Annotated in this window: 13 protein-coding genes; 7 read left to right on the top strand and 6 right to left on the bottom strand. The window is 58.1% G+C overall.

What is annotated here, in order from left to right; translation table 11 throughout:
• Positions 1 to 70 precede the first annotated feature (70 nt).
• A complete protein-coding gene (locus C1722_RS10200; RefSeq protein WP_180995140.1) occupies positions 71 to 829 on the top strand; it encodes a TorD/DmsD family molecular chaperone in 759 nt (252 codons plus the stop codon).
• Positions 830 to 837: 8 nt separating this feature from the next.
• Positions 838 to 1,551 carry a ferric reductase-like transmembrane domain-containing protein gene (locus C1722_RS10195; protein ID WP_180995139.1) on the top strand — a complete coding sequence of 238 codons (714 nt, stop codon included), beginning with the start codon at positions 838 to 840 and terminating at the stop codon, positions 1,549 to 1,551.
• A gap of 100 nt (positions 1,552 to 1,651) precedes the next feature.
• On the opposite strand, the gene C1722_RS10190 is transcribed toward C1722_RS10195, so the two are convergent.
• Positions 1,652 to 3,664, bottom strand: a complete 2,013-nt coding sequence (locus tag C1722_RS10190; protein ID WP_180995138.1) for an FAD-dependent oxidoreductase — start codon at positions 3,662 to 3,664, stop codon at positions 1,652 to 1,654.
• 825 nt (positions 3,665 to 4,489) lie between these two features.
• Here C1722_RS10190 and C1722_RS10185 point away from each other — a divergent pair.
• The 4 genes from C1722_RS10185 (at position 4,490) to C1722_RS10170 (ending at position 7,966) form a co-directional block, all read left to right on the top strand.
• Positions 4,490 to 4,981: a PhzA/PhzB family protein gene (locus C1722_RS10185; protein ID WP_102379133.1), complete on the top strand. Its 492-nt coding sequence runs from the start codon at positions 4,490 to 4,492 to the stop codon at positions 4,979 to 4,981.
• Between the two features lie 33 nt (positions 4,982 to 5,014).
• Positions 5,015 to 6,682 carry an FAD-dependent oxidoreductase gene (locus tag C1722_RS10180; protein ID WP_102379132.1) on the top strand — a complete coding sequence of 556 codons (1,668 nt, stop codon included), beginning with the start codon at positions 5,015 to 5,017 and terminating at the stop codon, positions 6,680 to 6,682.
• Between the two features lie 102 nt (positions 6,683 to 6,784).
• Positions 6,785 to 7,360 carry a TetR/AcrR family transcriptional regulator gene (locus C1722_RS10175; RefSeq protein ID WP_102379131.1) on the top strand — a complete coding sequence of 192 codons (576 nt, stop codon included), beginning with the start codon at positions 6,785 to 6,787 and terminating at the stop codon, positions 7,358 to 7,360.
• 90 nt (positions 7,361 to 7,450) lie between these two features.
• Complete coding sequence (locus C1722_RS10170) at positions 7,451 to 7,966, top strand: TetR family transcriptional regulator (RefSeq protein WP_180995136.1); 516 nt, start codon at positions 7,451 to 7,453, stop codon at positions 7,964 to 7,966.
• Between the two features lie 114 nt (positions 7,967 to 8,080).
• On the opposite strand, the gene C1722_RS10165 is transcribed toward C1722_RS10170, so the two are convergent.
• Entirely contained in the window at positions 8,081 to 9,736 is a 1,656-nt protein-coding gene (locus C1722_RS10165) for an FAD-dependent oxidoreductase (RefSeq protein WP_180995135.1), read from the bottom strand.
• A 160-nt stretch (positions 9,737 to 9,896) separates the two neighbouring features.
• On the bottom strand, positions 9,897 to 11,339 hold the full coding sequence (locus C1722_RS10160) for a LuxR C-terminal-related transcriptional regulator (protein WP_180995134.1): 1,443 nt from the start codon (positions 11,337 to 11,339) through the stop codon (positions 9,897 to 9,899).
• A gap of 350 nt (positions 11,340 to 11,689) precedes the next feature.
• On the opposite strand from C1722_RS10160, the gene C1722_RS10155 reads away from it, so the two are divergent.
• Positions 11,690 to 13,138, top strand: coding sequence for a helix-turn-helix transcriptional regulator (locus tag C1722_RS10155; protein ID WP_102379129.1), 1,449 nt, complete (start codon positions 11,690 to 11,692; stop codon positions 13,136 to 13,138).
• Positions 13,139 to 13,206: 68 nt separating this feature from the next.
• Here the strand turns inward: C1722_RS10155 and C1722_RS10150 are convergent, their stop codons facing one another.
• From C1722_RS10150 to C1722_RS10140, 3 genes are all read right to left on the bottom strand, one after another.
• Positions 13,207 to 14,619, bottom strand: coding sequence for an SLC13 family permease (locus C1722_RS10150; RefSeq protein ID WP_102379128.1), 1,413 nt, complete (start codon positions 14,617 to 14,619; stop codon positions 13,207 to 13,209).
• A 103-nt stretch (positions 14,620 to 14,722) separates the two neighbouring features.
• A complete protein-coding gene (locus C1722_RS17940) occupies positions 14,723 to 14,971 on the bottom strand; it encodes a zinc-ribbon domain-containing protein (protein WP_102379127.1) in 249 nt (82 codons plus the stop codon).
• 66 nt (positions 14,972 to 15,037) lie between these two features.
• Positions 15,038 to 15,382, bottom strand: coding sequence for an oxidoreductase (locus C1722_RS10140; RefSeq protein ID WP_102379126.1), 345 nt, complete (start codon positions 15,380 to 15,382; stop codon positions 15,038 to 15,040).
• Position 15,383 lies beyond the last annotated feature (1 nt).

The following is a 15,383-nucleotide window of genomic DNA, read 5'->3' as shown; positions in this document are numbered from 1 at the left end:
ATCGGACGCGGCGCCCGGCGAGCTCTTTCGCCGGATGGCGCCTGCGTCCGATCCGCTAAGGAGGATTTTCATGGAACCTTTGACTCGCGATGATGCGCGGCTTTTGCTGACTGCTCGCGCCTACCTATACGAACTCGCTCATACGGTGTTCAGCGGCGAACCCGACGAACGTTTGATCGGGGCGATTGCCAACGACTTTACCGATGGGGCGTTGCGGCTTGCGACAGACGAGCCGAACGACGCCTACGATCGCCTGAGGGTTTACCTTGCAGACCGGGCGCCTGTCTTTACGGAAGGAAACCGTCTTGACGAGTTGAAGTCTTCCTATATGCGATTGGTCGAAGGCCCCGATTTGAACGACGCCTATCCGTGGGAGTCGATGTATGTGAGCCATCGACGTTTGCTGTTTCAGAAAAGCACACTCGAAGTGCGCGAGGCGTACCGCGAGTTCGGCTACGAGCTTCAGGAGCGCGGAAAGGTGCCCGATGACCATCTCTCGCTCGAGTGCGCTTTCATGGCGAAGATGGCGGAAAAAACGCTCGAGGTATGGGATGTTGTTTTCCCCGGGCAAGAAGACGGAGCCAGCAAAAGCGCATCCGAAGATGCCTTTGCCCCGTTCGAGGAGTTGCGGCGTTTGCTCGATGGTCAGGAGCGGTTTTTGAACGATCACGCAACGCGGTGGTTTTCCCTGTATGCAGCCGATTTGGGCAAAAACGACGAGGGGAGCATGTACGCGCTGGTTGCCAATATGATTGCCGCGTTCGTGCGCGATGATCTATCCGCCATTGCGGCGGTTCGCTCGTGTGCATGCGGGGGGCGCACGCAATGATGCTCGCAGTGACCTTTCTCGTTACGACGGCGTTCGTTTTCACGTTTCGCACTTTGGTTAAGCGGCTCCCTCTGCTCTTCTATCTTCTTGCGGCGGCCATGGCGCTGGCGTTTGCGGTATCCGATTCAGCGCTTCTGCCCCCGGCGGTTGTTGCCGCGTTCGTTATCCCCATGGGCCGTTGCTACATTGCCTTTTCGCTCTTCGCCATCGTTATGTTCACAGGGGTGCTTGGCGAGGGGTCTCGGATGCGCGGATGTCTTGCTCCGATTCGTGCAGAGCTGTCCATCGCTGCGGCTATTCTCGTGTGCGCTCATGTTGTTCGCTACGCGTCGGCGTACCTTGTGCGCCTGTTCGATGGAGCGGCGGCGGTTGCGACGAACCTGTACCTTGCGTTTGCGATCGCCGCCGTGGTCTCCGTTTTGCTCGGGGTGCTTACCGTTACGTCTTTCCGGGTGGTGAAGAGTCGTATGCCCGCACGCGCATGGAAGGCCGTACAAAGACTCGCCTACCCGTTTTTTGCGCTCGTGTGCATGCACGCGATTGTGGCGCTTGCGCCTTCGGCGCTCGGCGGGTCGACTGCTTCCGCGGTGGCCGTTGCTCAGTACTTCGGCGTCCTTGCCCTCTATGGGGTTTTGCGCGTGCGGCGGGAGCGCGTCGATAAAGCGCGACGTCGTGAATCGGTAGGTGGGATCGCCGATGCGCAGGCGTCGTGCGCCGTTTAGGTGGGTGATGGAATGCTCTGACGGCAATAAGCAGAGCCGGCCTTTGCGGTGAAGGCCGGCTCTTGGTTTTGCCGATGCTCTGACGAAGCGGGTTCTACGTCTACCCGAACAGCGCCTGGGCGATCGCGTAACCCTCGCCCTGAACGCCGATGCCGCAGCTGCCGAGCGTGGTTTCGCCGATGGCGTGCAGGCCTTCGATGCGGTTGCCGTTTTCGCCGATGACGGTGTAGTCAGTTGCGGAATCCACGACGAGGCCGCCGACGGTGATGTGCATGGCCCACGTGCGCGGCGATGCGTAGAACGGGGGGTTCTCGATGGGGCTGTGCTCGGTGAAGTTCGTGCGGCCGAAATCGGGATCCTCGCCTTGGCGGGCGTACTCGTTGTACTGCTCGATCGTTTCGACGAACGTGCCGGCGTCGACGCCCATGAGCGCGGCGAGCTCTTCGAGTGTGTCGGCGCGGAAAAGCTGCCCTTGGTTGATGAGATTCTCGACGTTGCGGCCGTAGCGGTTGACTTCGCCGTCGATCCAGCAGGTGTCCTTGTCGGAGATCATGAACATCATCTGGTCGGGCTGCGCCATGATGTGCTCGGTCATGGTGAAGCGGTCGAGCACTTCGTTCATGAAGCGCTTGCCTTCCTTGTTGACGATTGGGCAGTCGATGTCGTCGCCGACGGTCGTTTCGTCGGTGGAGTTCTTGCAGTCCGCGAACGGGAAGGGCATCTGCGTATCCATGGCCGCCGTTGCGCCGCCGAGGGCGAGCGCCATCTCGATGCCGTCGCCCGTATGGCCGAAGGCGTTGGTTGTGGGGATGATCTGCTTGGGATCCCAGTCCCAGCGCGTATTGTACTCGCGCAGCATATCGGGATTGCCCGAGAAGCCGCCGGTTGCGAGGATGACGCCCTTCTCGGCGGGGACGCGGTAGGTCGTGCCGTCGGCGCCTTGGGCGACGACGCCCGTGACGGTGCCGCCGTCGGTGATGAGCTCGCGCGCCGGGGTGTTGAGGTAGATTTCCACCGGGTAGTCGTTCTCGTCGATCATGGAGGTGTAGAACTCGAAGTACCCCTGGCCGCAGGTGCCGTTGACCGATGAGGTCCAGCGAGGCCACGAGTATCCGACGATGCCGACGAGCGGCTTGAACTCGAACCCGCTCGTCGCGAGCCAATCGTCGAGTTCGGCGATGTGCTGGCCGGAGATCAGCATGTCGGCGTAGGCTCCTTCGCCCTGAATCGCATACTGGAGCGCATGGAGCTCCACCGAGTCGAACACCTTGGTCGAGCCCGACGCCTTCCAGGCCTCGATGTCGGCCTTGAGCTTTTCGAGATCGGCGGCGGGCATGATATCGGCCGCTGCGGCAACATTAGCCTCGAGCTCGACGGTGTAATTGTCGGTCATCTCCTCGCGCAGATCCTCGGGTGCATGCACGTATTCGAGGTAGCCGCCGCTGACGAGCGCGTTGCCTCCCACGTTGCAGCTCTTCTCGAGCACGACGACTTTCTTCGCACCGAGGCGCGCTGCGTTTACAGCGGCAACGGTTCCGCTTGCGCCTGCGCCGACGATGACGATGTCGGCTTCGAGCTCGACGACCTCGGTCGAAGGAGCCGGCTTCTCGTAGTTGCCCTTGAGCTTGCTCGCGCTGCCGCCCGCTTGCTTGACGCAGTCTTCGCACGCTGCGATGATGGCCGTGCTCGTGAGCGTAGCGCCGGCGATCGTGTCGACGCCGAGCGATTGGTGCTCGACGATTGCGGCGGGAATCGTTTCGAGCGCGGTATCGGAGATGTACTTGGTCTCCTCGTGATCGATCACGTTTACGCTCTCGATGCTCGACTCCCCGAACGTGACCTCTACAGTGATGGGTGCGAATTTGCCTTGGCCGATCCCGGTGTACGTTCCCGCTTTGAATTGGCCGTTCTCGCCGCCGGCCGATGCGCTTGGCGCGCAGCCCGACAGGCCGAACAGCGCGATGTTCACGCCCGCGATGGCGGCGCCTGCGATAAACCCGCGGCGCGTGATCCCCTGTGCGCTTGCTGCACCCGACGCGCCCGACCGTGCGATGCCCGACGCACCCGACGCGCCCGACGCGTTCGCTCTTGCAGTGTCCAGCTTCTCATTCATCCTCATATCGAACCTTTCCCTCGTGGTTTCGGATGCGATCGAGTATGCCGCGACGGTGCTTTGTGCGAATCTCCCCCCAGCGAAGTTGCGGGGTAACTTTGTAACCCGTCGTGTAACCTTGGAGCCCGTCGCTCACCATGATTGCGAGCTGGCGCCTGCTCGTGGCAGAAAAGCGGAGTTATTCGTCTCCAAAATCCCCTCCGCACGGCAAAACGCTCAGCTTTTGTAACGGGCCGCTTTGTTTCACCAGTTCAGAAAGGCGACCGAAAAACCGGCTGTGCCAGAGGTCTCTTTTGGCGACGAATAACTCCGTTTTTCTGCCACGAACTCGGAATCTGACGCACGGCCAAACTCAGCATGCCCGTGCGGGTGCCCGACAAGCGGCTTCTCGTGCGTCAGGTGCGGGAGGCATTGTCGAGTTGCGCTTATCGATGCAGAGAATCTCGAGAAAACGTTCGAGCGTCTTACCGAACTGCACGAGAAGGGCGTGAGCAAAGACTGGGTGGCGATCCTGCGCTCGATGCGCTGGGCAGACGCGTGTCGATGGCGGTATGTAGCTGCGGATCTCGAGGTTTGTGCGGGAAGCGGGTATGGCACCTGAGCCGGCAGACCAGCTACCGTGAAGCCCCTTACCCAATCATTGACAAACCGTCGCAAGTGTAAAGCAAACCGCATCACGTGCCTTCCTATACTAAAGCTCAGGGCAAAAGGGAGATTGCCCGAGACCTACTGAGGGAAGGGGCTGGATAACGTGACGCATGAAAGCAAAGCGAGTCAAAGCATGTCGCGAAGGTCTTTTGCGACCGTACTGGGGGGGGTGGTGTTCTGGGCGCTTCCCTTGTTGCGACCGGCGGTCTTGTCGGTTGCTCGGACGGCGACAGTCAGAGAGAAAAGAACCGAGCATGCTTGGACGAATGGTTTGCCCACACGGGGGAAGATAGGCTTGAGCCCCGCATGGCTTGCTGGAACCAGACGGACGATACGCTGTTTTCCGTACCGCTGTACTTCGGAGGAGAGTCCCTGATCGTCGAAGGCTACGACGCCATCTACGAGCAGGAAAGGCTCAACGTCGAGCACTACAGCACGTGGGCGTTCAACATTGTCGGATCCTTTGAGTGCGTTGATCCGAACCAGTATTGGTTCAAAGTCAAAGGGGAGGGAATCCTGAGTGCAGGCGACGACGACACGCCCATCACGCTCGATCCCATGATCCTCTTCTTTGAAATGAAGGACGGCAAGATCCAAGTATGGGAGGAGTACTTCAATCCACTCTCGATCTACGTCCAGTCGGGGATCACGTTGCCCGAGATGTACTAGTCGTTTGTCTTACGTATACCAAGGAGGAGTACCATGGATAATGCAAAGAGGGAAGCAATCGAGAATGCCCTTTCGCGTCGATCGTTTATTACCGGTGTTGGGGCGGCAGCGCTTGGGGTTGCGGGCGCCGGGATGCTGGCATCCTGCGCTCCCGGGGGAAATGGTGAAGCACCCGAGAAAACGGGCGACGGCTCGGCGGAGCCAGCCGCTTCCGATGCTGCGGCGAAAACAAGCCCCTACGATGGGTTCGAGCTTTACGAGTTCGTAACGGCGGATGAAACCGTCGAAGCCGACGTCGTCGTCATAGGCAGCGGCACCGGGGGACTGGTTCCTGCTATCAACTTGGCCGAGGAAGGCTATTCTGTTGTGCTCCTTGAAAAGATGAGCATGTGGGGCGGCAATACCAATTTCGCCGAAGGATGCTTTGGCGTTGGAACGGAGATGCAGAAAGAGCAGGGCATCGAATTCGATTGGCACGAGCTTCTGCTGCAGGAGCTGAACTTCCAGAACTTCAACTCCAATCCGAAGATATGGGAGCTCTATATCAAGCACTCGGCTGAAGACTTCAAATGGTTCACCGATCACGGGGTCAAATTCGAGGGAGTTTTCGGACCGGGCGGTGGAGCTGAAACGTGGCACCTGTTCGAGGGACATCACGGCGATTCGGCCGTTGCGGCAATGATTCCCGCTGCGGAAGCCGCAGGTGTCGATTTGCGCCAAGAGGTGAAGGCTCTGGGCCTTCTGATGGAAGACGGGGTCTGCGTCGGCGTCCAAGCTCAGGATAAGAGGGGCAGCATCATCGACTTCAAAGCGAAGGAGACCATCGTTGCGACGGGCGGAACCTCGGAGAATCACGATGGGCTGATGCAGACGACTAACCGCAACATCGATAGGACGAGCTATCAGGGCGGTACCGGGCATGACGGCGATGGCCTGGGTATGGTCGCTCAAGCGCTTGACGAAACGCCGAAGGACGTCATGATGGCGCTCATCGGATCGACCATTGCCGGCGCGCGCATCAGCTCCCATTTGGGTCTCGCCGCCGGCTGCGAGCCGAAGGTGCTCTGGGTTAACCACAATGCCGAGCGCTTTATCGACGAGACCATGTCGGCCTTGCAGCTGACGGCCGTCAACAACGCGCTGCTTACCCAATCGGATGCGTTTGCAATCATGGACCAGGCACTATGGACTTCGCTTGAGACGGAAGGTGTCACCTTCGGCCTCGGTGCCTACTTGACGGCTGGCGAGCCGGCAACAAAAATGCAGGAACAATGGGATGCCCTTGAGCCGGAGGGCAACTGCTTCAAAGCCGACACCATCGAAGATCTTGCTGAGCAGATGGAGGTCGATCCTGCGATGCTCAAGCAAACGATCGACACCTACAACGGCTACTGCGACGCGGGAAGCGATGAGGGCTATCGCAAAGATCCTGCCTATCTGATTCCGTGCGAGACCCCGCCGTTCTACGGATTCAGGCTCGCGGCTCTCCACATCAACACGATGGGCGGTATTCGAATCGATCAAGACTGCCATGTCATCAATAAGAACTACGAAGTGATCGAGGGTCTTTGGGCTTCGGGTGTCGATTGTTCGGGCTTTGCCGGCGAGACGTACGGAATCGTCCTTCCCGGTTCCAATCAAGGAGTCGCCCTGTTCACGGGACGGCAGTGCGCTCGCGCCATCTTGGATAAAAACGCCTGATTGACGGATTATCACTCCCGGGAGAAGCTGTCGTTGACAGCTTCTCCCTGTTATCATGAGATTGTCGGGGGGGGGCTTTCATCGATACCATGGGAGCGGGCCATGCATTCACACAATGAAGATGCGTCGGAAAAAGCCGAGATCCCTTTTGCTATCCTCGGGGCTTTGGAGCGGCTCCTCTGTACATCGTCGCTCTCGGAGATATCGGTTACTGCCATTTGCGAAGAGGCCCATATCTCACGCGCAGCGTTCTATCAGCATTTTTCCGATAAGCGGGAGGTGGGTAAATGGCACTACGGATTGCTGTGCGCCCAGCATCTCGACAACGTGGGATCGATGGGATACCGCCAAGCGAACCTGGCCATGCTCGAGGGGTTTTCTCGCTATCGCTCCTATTACAGCAATGCGTTTGTCGAGCAAGGCGAACAGTCGCTTTTCCAGTATGCGCTCTACGAGCGCGAGAAGAAGCTCGAGCAGATCATTTTCGAGGATAAGGGAGTTGCCTACAGCGTCGCCTTTTCCTATCAGATCGCTGCGTTCAACGCCGCTGCCGTGCAGGCGGTTGTCACCTGGATTCAGCAGGATATGCGCATGCCGCATGCCCGGATGGCCGAGTTGCTCGATGTGATCATTCCCCCAAAGATACGAGAGGCGCTCGAGGGCTGTGAGTCGGGATAAGCGAAGAAACGAGGGGCTGCGATGCGAATAGGGGAGAGGGACGAGGGAGTAGCAAGCGGTCGTGAAATGTGCATGCATATCACGGCATGCATGAACGACCTTCTGGAGAGCGAGAGCATCGAGAATCTTTCGGTCAAGGCGATTTGCGAAGCGGCCGACATCAGCAGAACGACGTTCTACAACCATTTCTGCGATAAATACGCGTGCTATCAGTGGCACCTCGATCACCTCTATGAGGATATTCTTTCCCAGGCGGGGAGGACATGCACGTTTCGCGAAGCGAACTGCAGAATGCTATCCGAAGTCAAGCGTTTGAAGCATCTCTATGTTGCTGCGGCGAAGCTTTCGAGCAGCCAGTCGCTGGCGCTTTTTGCGCAAGGGAGGCGGGAACGCGATTTGACTGAAACGCTCGTATACCATCGGGGGATTGCGATTTCGGACAGGATAAGCTTTCAGATCAGGGCGCTTGTCGCAATGGAGGTCACCTATGTTTTGCGATGGTTCAAGGAAGGCATGCCCCTCTCGGTTGACGAAATGGCCGACGGACTCGACGAGATCGTTCCCCCCGACCTGAAAGCGGTCTTGAATACCTTCCCGAGAAGTTAGCGGAAGCCGAATGAAGGGCGACGCCTCGGCTTTGAAGAGAAACGTATGCGGCACTCGGGTAACCTGCCGAGTGCCGCATTGCGGGAGGGGCTTTTCGAAGGCATGCCCCGTATTCTACGAGAGGTGCGTTTCGCACGCATGCTCAGCGGCTGTGAGCCCTGAGTAGATCGCGTAGCTTACCAAGCCCCCGGACATCGCGTAATTGTAGGTCTCCTTGTAGAGCTTGTTGCCGTCGACTCCCACGCAATACAAACCGGGAACTGGATCTCCGTCGGTATTGATAACCTGGTTGTTGTAGTCCACGTCCAGCCCGCCGATCGTGTTGGTGACACTGGGATCAAGCCGCACTGCGTAGAACGGGCCTGCTTCGACGGGCGTAAGGTACGCAGCGTCCTTGAGGTAGTCTTCATCCGTGCCGGCAGCACAGAACTCGTTGTATCGCTTAATGCTTTCGCTCATGGTTTTGGTATCGATGCCGACGGCTTTCGCAAGATCCTCTACTGTATCGGCGACGAATGCGTTGCCGATATCCCGGTTGATGCACTCGTCGATTTGAGCCTGGAAGTCCTCGATATTCGATCCGACGGTAAATGCCCTCCATGCGCTGAAAATTCCGTCGCCGCTTTCGAACCGATCAACGATTGCCTGATCGAAAACGCAGTAACACCGCTTCTGGCTCATGATCGCGTTTACGAAGAGTGCTTTATGGGCGCGAATAAAAAGGCTTTCGTCCATGCAGCGGTTTCCATCTTGATTCAGGAACAGCAGGGGCTGATTGCAGCATCCGATGACAATGGGGTCGGCTGTCGCGTATCCGTAGACATGTATGGCGGGCAGGATCGCGGTCATGTACGTTCCCGCTCCTACGTTCTCAGCCATGATGACGGCATCGCCTGTGCCGGTGGCCGTTGAGTTTGCGTACGTCATATCCCAATCGGTCAGTTGCTCGATAAGGGCTGGGTTAGCCGCGTAGCCGCCGCACCCGGCGATGACCGCCTTTGCGGATATATCGAGATACGTGTTGTTCGCGGTGTCGTGTGCGTACACTCCCGCAACGGCTCCCTGATCGGTTTTGAGGCAAACGGCAGGTGTTTGCGTGAGAATTTCCGCTCCCTGCTCTTTGGCACGTTCGGCCAGAAAGTCGATGAGGGTTTGCCCGGATTCGTCTGCCCACCAATGGAAGCACTTGAACGAGCTTACCGCTTTCTTGTAGATGTCGACGCGATCGAACTGGTAGCCTTCGTCCATGAGCCAATCGGCAGATCGCCCGGACGATGATATGAACTTGTTCCAGAGAACCGCGTCGCAGCGATAATTGGTGTACACGTTCTCTTCGTCTACGAGTTCGGCCACTGACGAAAGCTCGATGCCGTTTTCGCTTTGGAGCTTGCTTCCCCAGCCGAACATTCCCTCGGTTCCAATCGTGCTGCCGCCGAGGGAAGATCCTTTCTCGAGTACGATCACGCGCGCTCCCAGTTCGGACGCCCGTACGGCTGCGCTGAGCCCGCTTCCGCCGGAGCCGAGGATTACGATGTCGCATTCGCGGGTTTCCGTGACTTTCGAGGAAACCTCGGATTCCGATTCGACGATGGATGCTGCGAGCGCTCTTTCGTTTTTAGCAGTCGGCGAAGAGGGCTCGGTAGCCTGCGCGGTTTTATCGCCGTTCCCCTCAGCTGGCGAACAGCCGCTCATAAGGCCAGCAGAAGCCAATCCGGCAAGAGCTCCCGCTGCCGCTGCGCCTTTTAAAAAGTTCCTACGATCGAGTTCCATGAACATCCTCCTTATGCGTTCGTTTACAGCAGGATGACCGTATGCGGTTTCGACGTGTCTTCAAACACACGAATGCGGTAGATATGCGATCCAACATGTTTTATGTAGGTATGAAAAATGCGATAGGTTCCGTATGGGAGCGCGAAACCGCCGTATGGGTCTACTCCGCTTCGAACAGGTCGATGAGCTCTTGCTTGCTGTGAACACCGGCTTTGAGGTAGATATTCTTCATATGGAACCGGACGGTGTTTTCGGAGATGGTCAGCTCGTCGCTTATGAACGATACGCTCCTGCCTTTCAGGATCAGGCGGACGATGTCCGATTCGCGTTCGGTGAAAGAAAAGCGTTCGATGAAGGTGCTATCCAGGTCCAAGGCGGGATGAGCGCGGCCGCTCTTCCTTTTTCGGAAGGCGTGGATGAAGCCGAGGACGGAGAGCCCGTATATGATCAGCAAGGCAACAACAAGCTTCTGCGTGGTTCCCAGAAGGCTCGCCGTGTCGGGGCATATAACGGGGCCTGCCAAGTAACCGAGCATCTGCATGAGGTAAAACGGCCCGAGGACTCCGCAGTAGATGATCGCGGGATGGATGGAGCGAGCGCGCGCAGCATCATTGCAGGAGAGCATGAGGACGATTGACGAGAGACCGAACACCACGTAGAACATCTCCGCGAGTATGAAGAAGTAATCATGTTCGATAAGCGGCATCAAAAGGACGGCTGTGACGCAGACGGGCAACGCGATTTTCGCAAGGATATCCATACTCGGATACGAACGAAACCGAACTATATACGCGGCTGCCAGCAGTCCCGAGATTATGCGTCCGAAAGAAAACAGGTTGCCGAGAAACGAATTGTCTGAAACCACCAGCGTCAGTGCGTAAAAGAGCCCCCAAGCGAAGCCCATGGAGGCTATGATGAGTATTGCCGACCAGCTTTCCCTGAGGAATAGCACGAACCGTTTCCCGCTTTGCTGCAGAAACGTTTTCGGGGGATGCCTATCGTCCTCGGTATTCAAATAGAGCAGGATACTCGCCGACAAGGGGAGAAAGACAAAGATGCTCGACAGGAGCACCGCAACGTCGGGTAGCCACCTGACTGCGAAGTACAGAACACCGGCAATAACCGTCCCGCTCACCTGTACTATCATCGCGTTTCGGGAACCGAGGCGATAAAGCGCTTGCTGCCAGAGAAAAATGCCTATTGCGCAGCCCATGCCGATACATACGCCAAACAGGCTCACTAACACGGACTCGCTTGCAAACGAAAGCAACGATGTGGATACGGCAAGCACTATGCCGACGACAAAGCATGCGAGCATCAATCGCACGAAGTTTCTTGTGGAGAATGCGTTTTTGTGTCCAAGAAATCGATATGCGACGCCCAGGAGGATGATGGCAAGGGGGAACACGATGTTGCTTGCGATGGTTGGAAGCGAGCGCAGGCTTATGTCATCTGCGCCGACGAGGGTTAGCAGGGAGAATTGCCAGAAAAGAAACGGCTGGAGGATCATATGGGAGGTAAACCCGATAATGCAGATCGCCCGAAGCTGGCCAGTTGCCAGTTTCTTAGGTAAGGGAAGCATTTTTTCTCGTGTCTTTGCCATTTGCGATAATCTACTTCCATGTATGGATAGGAGTTCGGGAAATGATCCACGCGCACCCGTTCCCGCAATGCCGGGAACGCGATTTCGATTACCAGGGCGGCAAGCACCGTGTTTGTTGCCGTCCGAGGCACCGTACAACCCACCCTTGTTGCAACAGCACCAGCCTATGTAGAATACCATAAAGCTTAAGACCTTAAGGTAAAGGCGCAGAAGGACGTAACACGAATCGGCTCCGAGCGCGCAATGCCGGGCTTTCGGGGATCCGTTTCCGAAGCGGGGCGTTCTTTCACGGATTACAGCCTCGCGAAAGAACATATATTCGGTTTGTTTGCTCTTGCTATAATGAGCCGATGACCGGCAGGACAACATACGAAAACGCGGTTCGGGGCGTCGCGTACGACAAAGCAGGCAGGGAGACTTCCTCGCCGCTAGGCCTCGGGGCGTGGTCGTTCTGCTTCTTCGGGTTCGCGTTCGCGCGCGCCTGGCTCGAAATCGTCACCTACCGAACGACCACCCTGTTCGCCTACGATGCTTGGGTCGGAGAAGATCTGTTCACGGTGGCGATGGCGCTCTCGTTCATCCCCTTTGCGCTGTTCGCACGCAAGCTTGCACCGCTCAACCCTAAACGGTACATGGCGACGCTCTGCACCGTTTCGATGATCGTTTCGGGGCTTGCCTTCATGGCGGCGAGCGTGGTTCCCTCCGTTGCGATCCCCATGGGCATCGTGGCCATCGTCGGGGGAGGGCTCGGGTCGGCGTTGTCGATCCTTTTGTGGGCCGAGCTGCACAGCTGCTTCGAGCCGTTGCGGGTCGTGCTCTACATCGCGGGCGCGTTTCTGCTCGGGTCGTTCATGGCGTGGGTGCTGCTCGATCTCGACATCGTGCGGCTCACGATCGTCCTCGTGCTGCTTCCCGTACTTTCGCAGGTAACGCTGCGAGCGGCGTTTCGCCTTGTTCCGAAGGTCGATCTGCCGAAAAAGACGTGGGGAAAATTGCATTTCCCCTGGCGGCTTCTTGTGGTGCTCGGCATCTACCAGTTCGTGTACGGCGCGAAAGGCGAGGCGAGCATCCCCTCGAGCGAGCCGTTTCTGCTCGGTACGATCGCCGCGTCGGCCGCCGTGCTCGCCATCGCGCTCTTCGCAGCGAAGCGCTTCGATTTCACGCTCTTGTACCGCACGCCCTTCGTTCTGATGATGTGCGGGCTGGTGATGACGTTCCTGTCGTTTTCGGGAACGAGTCTCGTCGCGGGCTTCTTCATCGCGGCGGGATACTCGCTCATGTTTCTGGTGCTCACCATCCTCCTGTGCGACATCTCTCATACCTACGGGGTGTCGGTGCTCGTTTTATGCGGCATACAAGAGGTGACGTTGATCGCGATTCCCGCAGGTCACATGATGTCGCGCGCCTTCATGGGGGAGCATGCGCTCGTGGCTGCGGATTCTGCCCTTGTCACCGCCGTGCTCACGATTCTCGTGGTGATGGCAACCGTCGCGCTGTTCTCTGAAAAGGGCGGATTGCGCACGTGGGGCGTGGCGTTTTTCGGTGCGGGAGGAATCGCCGAGGAAGATGCGAAGGCGAAGCTCGTCGTCCGGTGTGCCGAGGCCAGCGCATCGTTCGGGCTGAGCCCACGCGAGGCGGAAGTACTCGAGATGATCGCGCTCGGCAAGAATTCGGCGGTTATCGAACGCGAGCTGTGCATTGCGAACGGGACGCTCAAATCCCATACGCGGAGGATATACCAGAAGCTCGGCGTGCACAGCCGCGAAGAGCTGCGCGATCTGCTTTCCGCTGGAGAATAAGACCGCGCGGACGACTTCGGTTTCGCCGTCCGCGCGGCCGAGCGCTGTTTGGAGCCAGCGTCCCGACGTCAATGGATGCCGAGAATTCCCCCCATTGCATACGACCAGGCTACGGCGATAACGACGAATGCGATCGAGGTGAACCAGCCCGCTTTGGCGGTATCCGAGAACTTGTACCAGCCGGTATCGAAGGTCATGTTGAGGGCTGGGCAGAGCGGCACGAGGTAGCTTCCGGCAATCAGGCATACGATCAAGAACGCGGGAAGAAACGGCGGTATGCCCACGACGGTCGCATACGTCATCATCGGGGGCAAGAAGATGGCCACCCACGACGGCGAGATCGGGCAGAAGGTATGCAGCAGATAGAGAAACGCTGCGATGGCGAGCAGTGCGGCGAACACGGGCATCTCGGTGATTCCCGATTGCAAGAACAGCGTTGCGATGAAATCAGCTGCACCTGTGGATGCGATGGCGGCGCCGATGCTCAGAACGCCTCCGAAGAACATGAACAGGTTCCACGAGGTTGCCCGCTCGAATTCCGACCACGTAACGATGCTGATTCCTGGGAAGAATAGAAGCAGCATGCCTGCCAACGCAACGGTTGTCGCGTTGAACAGCGGAATCCAATTGCCGAGAATCCACAAGGTTGGGAGGATGATGAGCAACGCAAGGCATTTCTTATCGAGTGCGTTCATCGGTCCCGTCTCGAACTTGGATCCGAGTACCTCTTGTACGGCGTCTTCGGTAATATGCTCGGGAGGGAACGCCTTGATAAGGGCGAACCATGCAATGGGCAGAATCGCGACGCAGATCGGGATGCCGTAGCTCATCCAGGATAGGAAGTTGATCTGCAAACCCGTTGCCTGGGTGTAGAGACCTGCAGCCAGCACGTTCAGGCTGTGCCCGATAGGCGTGGTGAACCCGCCGAAGAGCGCGCCGAACGAAACGCCCAGCAAGAGGCATCGCCCCAGGTTTGAAGAGCCCTTCTTCGCTCCCAGGGTGTCGAGCAGAGGTAGGGCGAAGCTCATCATCAGGGCGACGGCGCCGGTGTCGGTCATGAACGACGATATGACCGCAGCGGCTGCCATGAGCATTAAGACGAGCCTTTTCGAATCGCCTTTCGCCAAGACGATGAATCGTTTGGTCAGCCTCAGGCCCAAGGTGCTTTTCTGCATGAGGAGCGTCATGCAGAAAACGCCGAGGACGAACCATGTTGTCGTGGTGATAAACCCTGAAAAGGCATCGCCAAACGTGGGCACAACCCCTAAGACCAGCAGCAGAAAACAGGCGAGAACCCCCGTCATGCCGGTAGACATGCTGCCGCAGAACCACATGAATATTGCGCCAGCCAGGATGGCAAGGGCCAAGATGCCCTCGTGGCCGAGCATGTCGCTGCCGGGAATCAGCATTCCCGCGGCGACGCAGACGAACATAGCGACGAAACCGAATACTTGCTTTGCGTGCATCGTTACCCCGTTCATGCACTACCCCCTTACCTGCTTCGGTGTTTCTTCGCTCTTGGAGGCTTCCGTTCTCTTGGAAGCCTCCAATACGCTTCAGAAAGAGTTGTTGATTGCGCTTTGCCTATACGGTGCGTTCCTGTGCGTCGGGAGCTTTGGGCGCACCAGGTGCACCGGGCACTTTGGGCGCTCCGGGAGCACCCGGCGCTTTGGGTGCACCGGGTGCTCCCGGAGCACCGGGCATTCCCGGCATTGCGGGCTCCGCAGGCAATTCGGCGCCGCACTGCGGGCAGGCGGTGTCGGTTACGGATGCGGTCGCTCCGCATTGGGGACAGGTCTTATCTGCGCTCAGGGATGCGGGTCTGAAACACATGGGATATATCCTTTCGTTGTTAGCATTGAACTACGGCGCGCGGCGTTTTCCGACAGCTGCCCTGCGCTATCCCTCTTCCTTGAGGGCGTACAGCGTCTGCTTCGGTTTCGCTGCGAGGTCTTTTGTCAGGTCTTCGACATCGCCGATTTTCAGAACGTTTGCCTGGCAATGGTGCACGCACATAGGTACGCCGTCGTGCGCTTTCGTGCCGCATTCGCAAAGGTCGCATACGTCGGTAAATACGGGAAGGTACGTGTCTTGCCATGCGTCTTTTGCTATTTCCCATGCGCCTTCGTGGTGGACCACGACGCCTGCGCGGTTGTTGGGCAGGTCGTGGGATACGGCGCAAGCGATCTCGCAGGTGTGGCATCCCGTGCAGAACTCGTAGTCGACCAAAATTCCTCGTACCATC

This window comes from Raoultibacter timonensis, from assembly GCF_900240215.1.
Classification (GTDB): Bacteria; Actinomycetota; Coriobacteriia; order Coriobacteriales; family Eggerthellaceae; genus Raoultibacter; species Raoultibacter timonensis.
The sequence above is the reverse complement of the archived record's forward strand: the minus strand, read 5'-3'. Positions and strand labels throughout refer to the sequence as shown.

Excerpts from the sequence above, each read along its gene's own strand:
- C1722_RS10200 (WP_180995140.1), top strand. The coding sequence starts at position 71 with ATGGAACCTTTGACTCGCGATGATGCGCGGCTTTTGCTGACTGCTCGC.
- C1722_RS10190 (WP_180995138.1), bottom strand. The coding sequence starts at position 3,664 with ATGAATGAGAAGCTGGACACTGCAAGAGCGAACGCGTCGGGCGCGTCG.
- C1722_RS10180 (WP_102379132.1), top strand. The coding sequence starts at position 5,015 with ATGGATAATGCAAAGAGGGAAGCAATCGAGAATGCCCTTTCGCGTCGA.
- C1722_RS10175 (WP_102379131.1), top strand. The coding sequence starts at position 6,785 with ATGCATTCACACAATGAAGATGCGTCGGAAAAAGCCGAGATCCCTTTT.
- C1722_RS10170 (WP_180995136.1), top strand. The coding sequence starts at position 7,451 with ATGAACGACCTTCTGGAGAGCGAGAGCATCGAGAATCTTTCGGTCAAG.
- C1722_RS10165 (WP_180995135.1), bottom strand. The coding sequence starts at position 9,736 with ATGGAACTCGATCGTAGGAACTTTTTAAAAGGCGCAGCGGCAGCGGGA.
- C1722_RS10160 (WP_180995134.1), bottom strand. The coding sequence starts at position 11,339 with ATGGCAAAGACACGAGAAAAAATGCTTCCCTTACCTAAGAAACTGGCA.
- C1722_RS10155 (WP_102379129.1), top strand. The coding sequence starts at position 11,690 with ATGACCGGCAGGACAACATACGAAAACGCGGTTCGGGGCGTCGCGTAC.
- C1722_RS10150 (WP_102379128.1), bottom strand. The coding sequence starts at position 14,619 with ATGAACGGGGTAACGATGCACGCAAAGCAAGTATTCGGTTTCGTCGCT.
- C1722_RS17940 (WP_102379127.1), bottom strand. The coding sequence starts at position 14,971 with ATGTGTTTCAGACCCGCATCCCTGAGCGCAGATAAGACCTGTCCCCAA.
- C1722_RS10140 (WP_102379126.1), bottom strand. The coding sequence starts at position 15,382 with ATGGTACGAGGAATTTTGGTCGACTACGAGTTCTGCACGGGATGCCAC.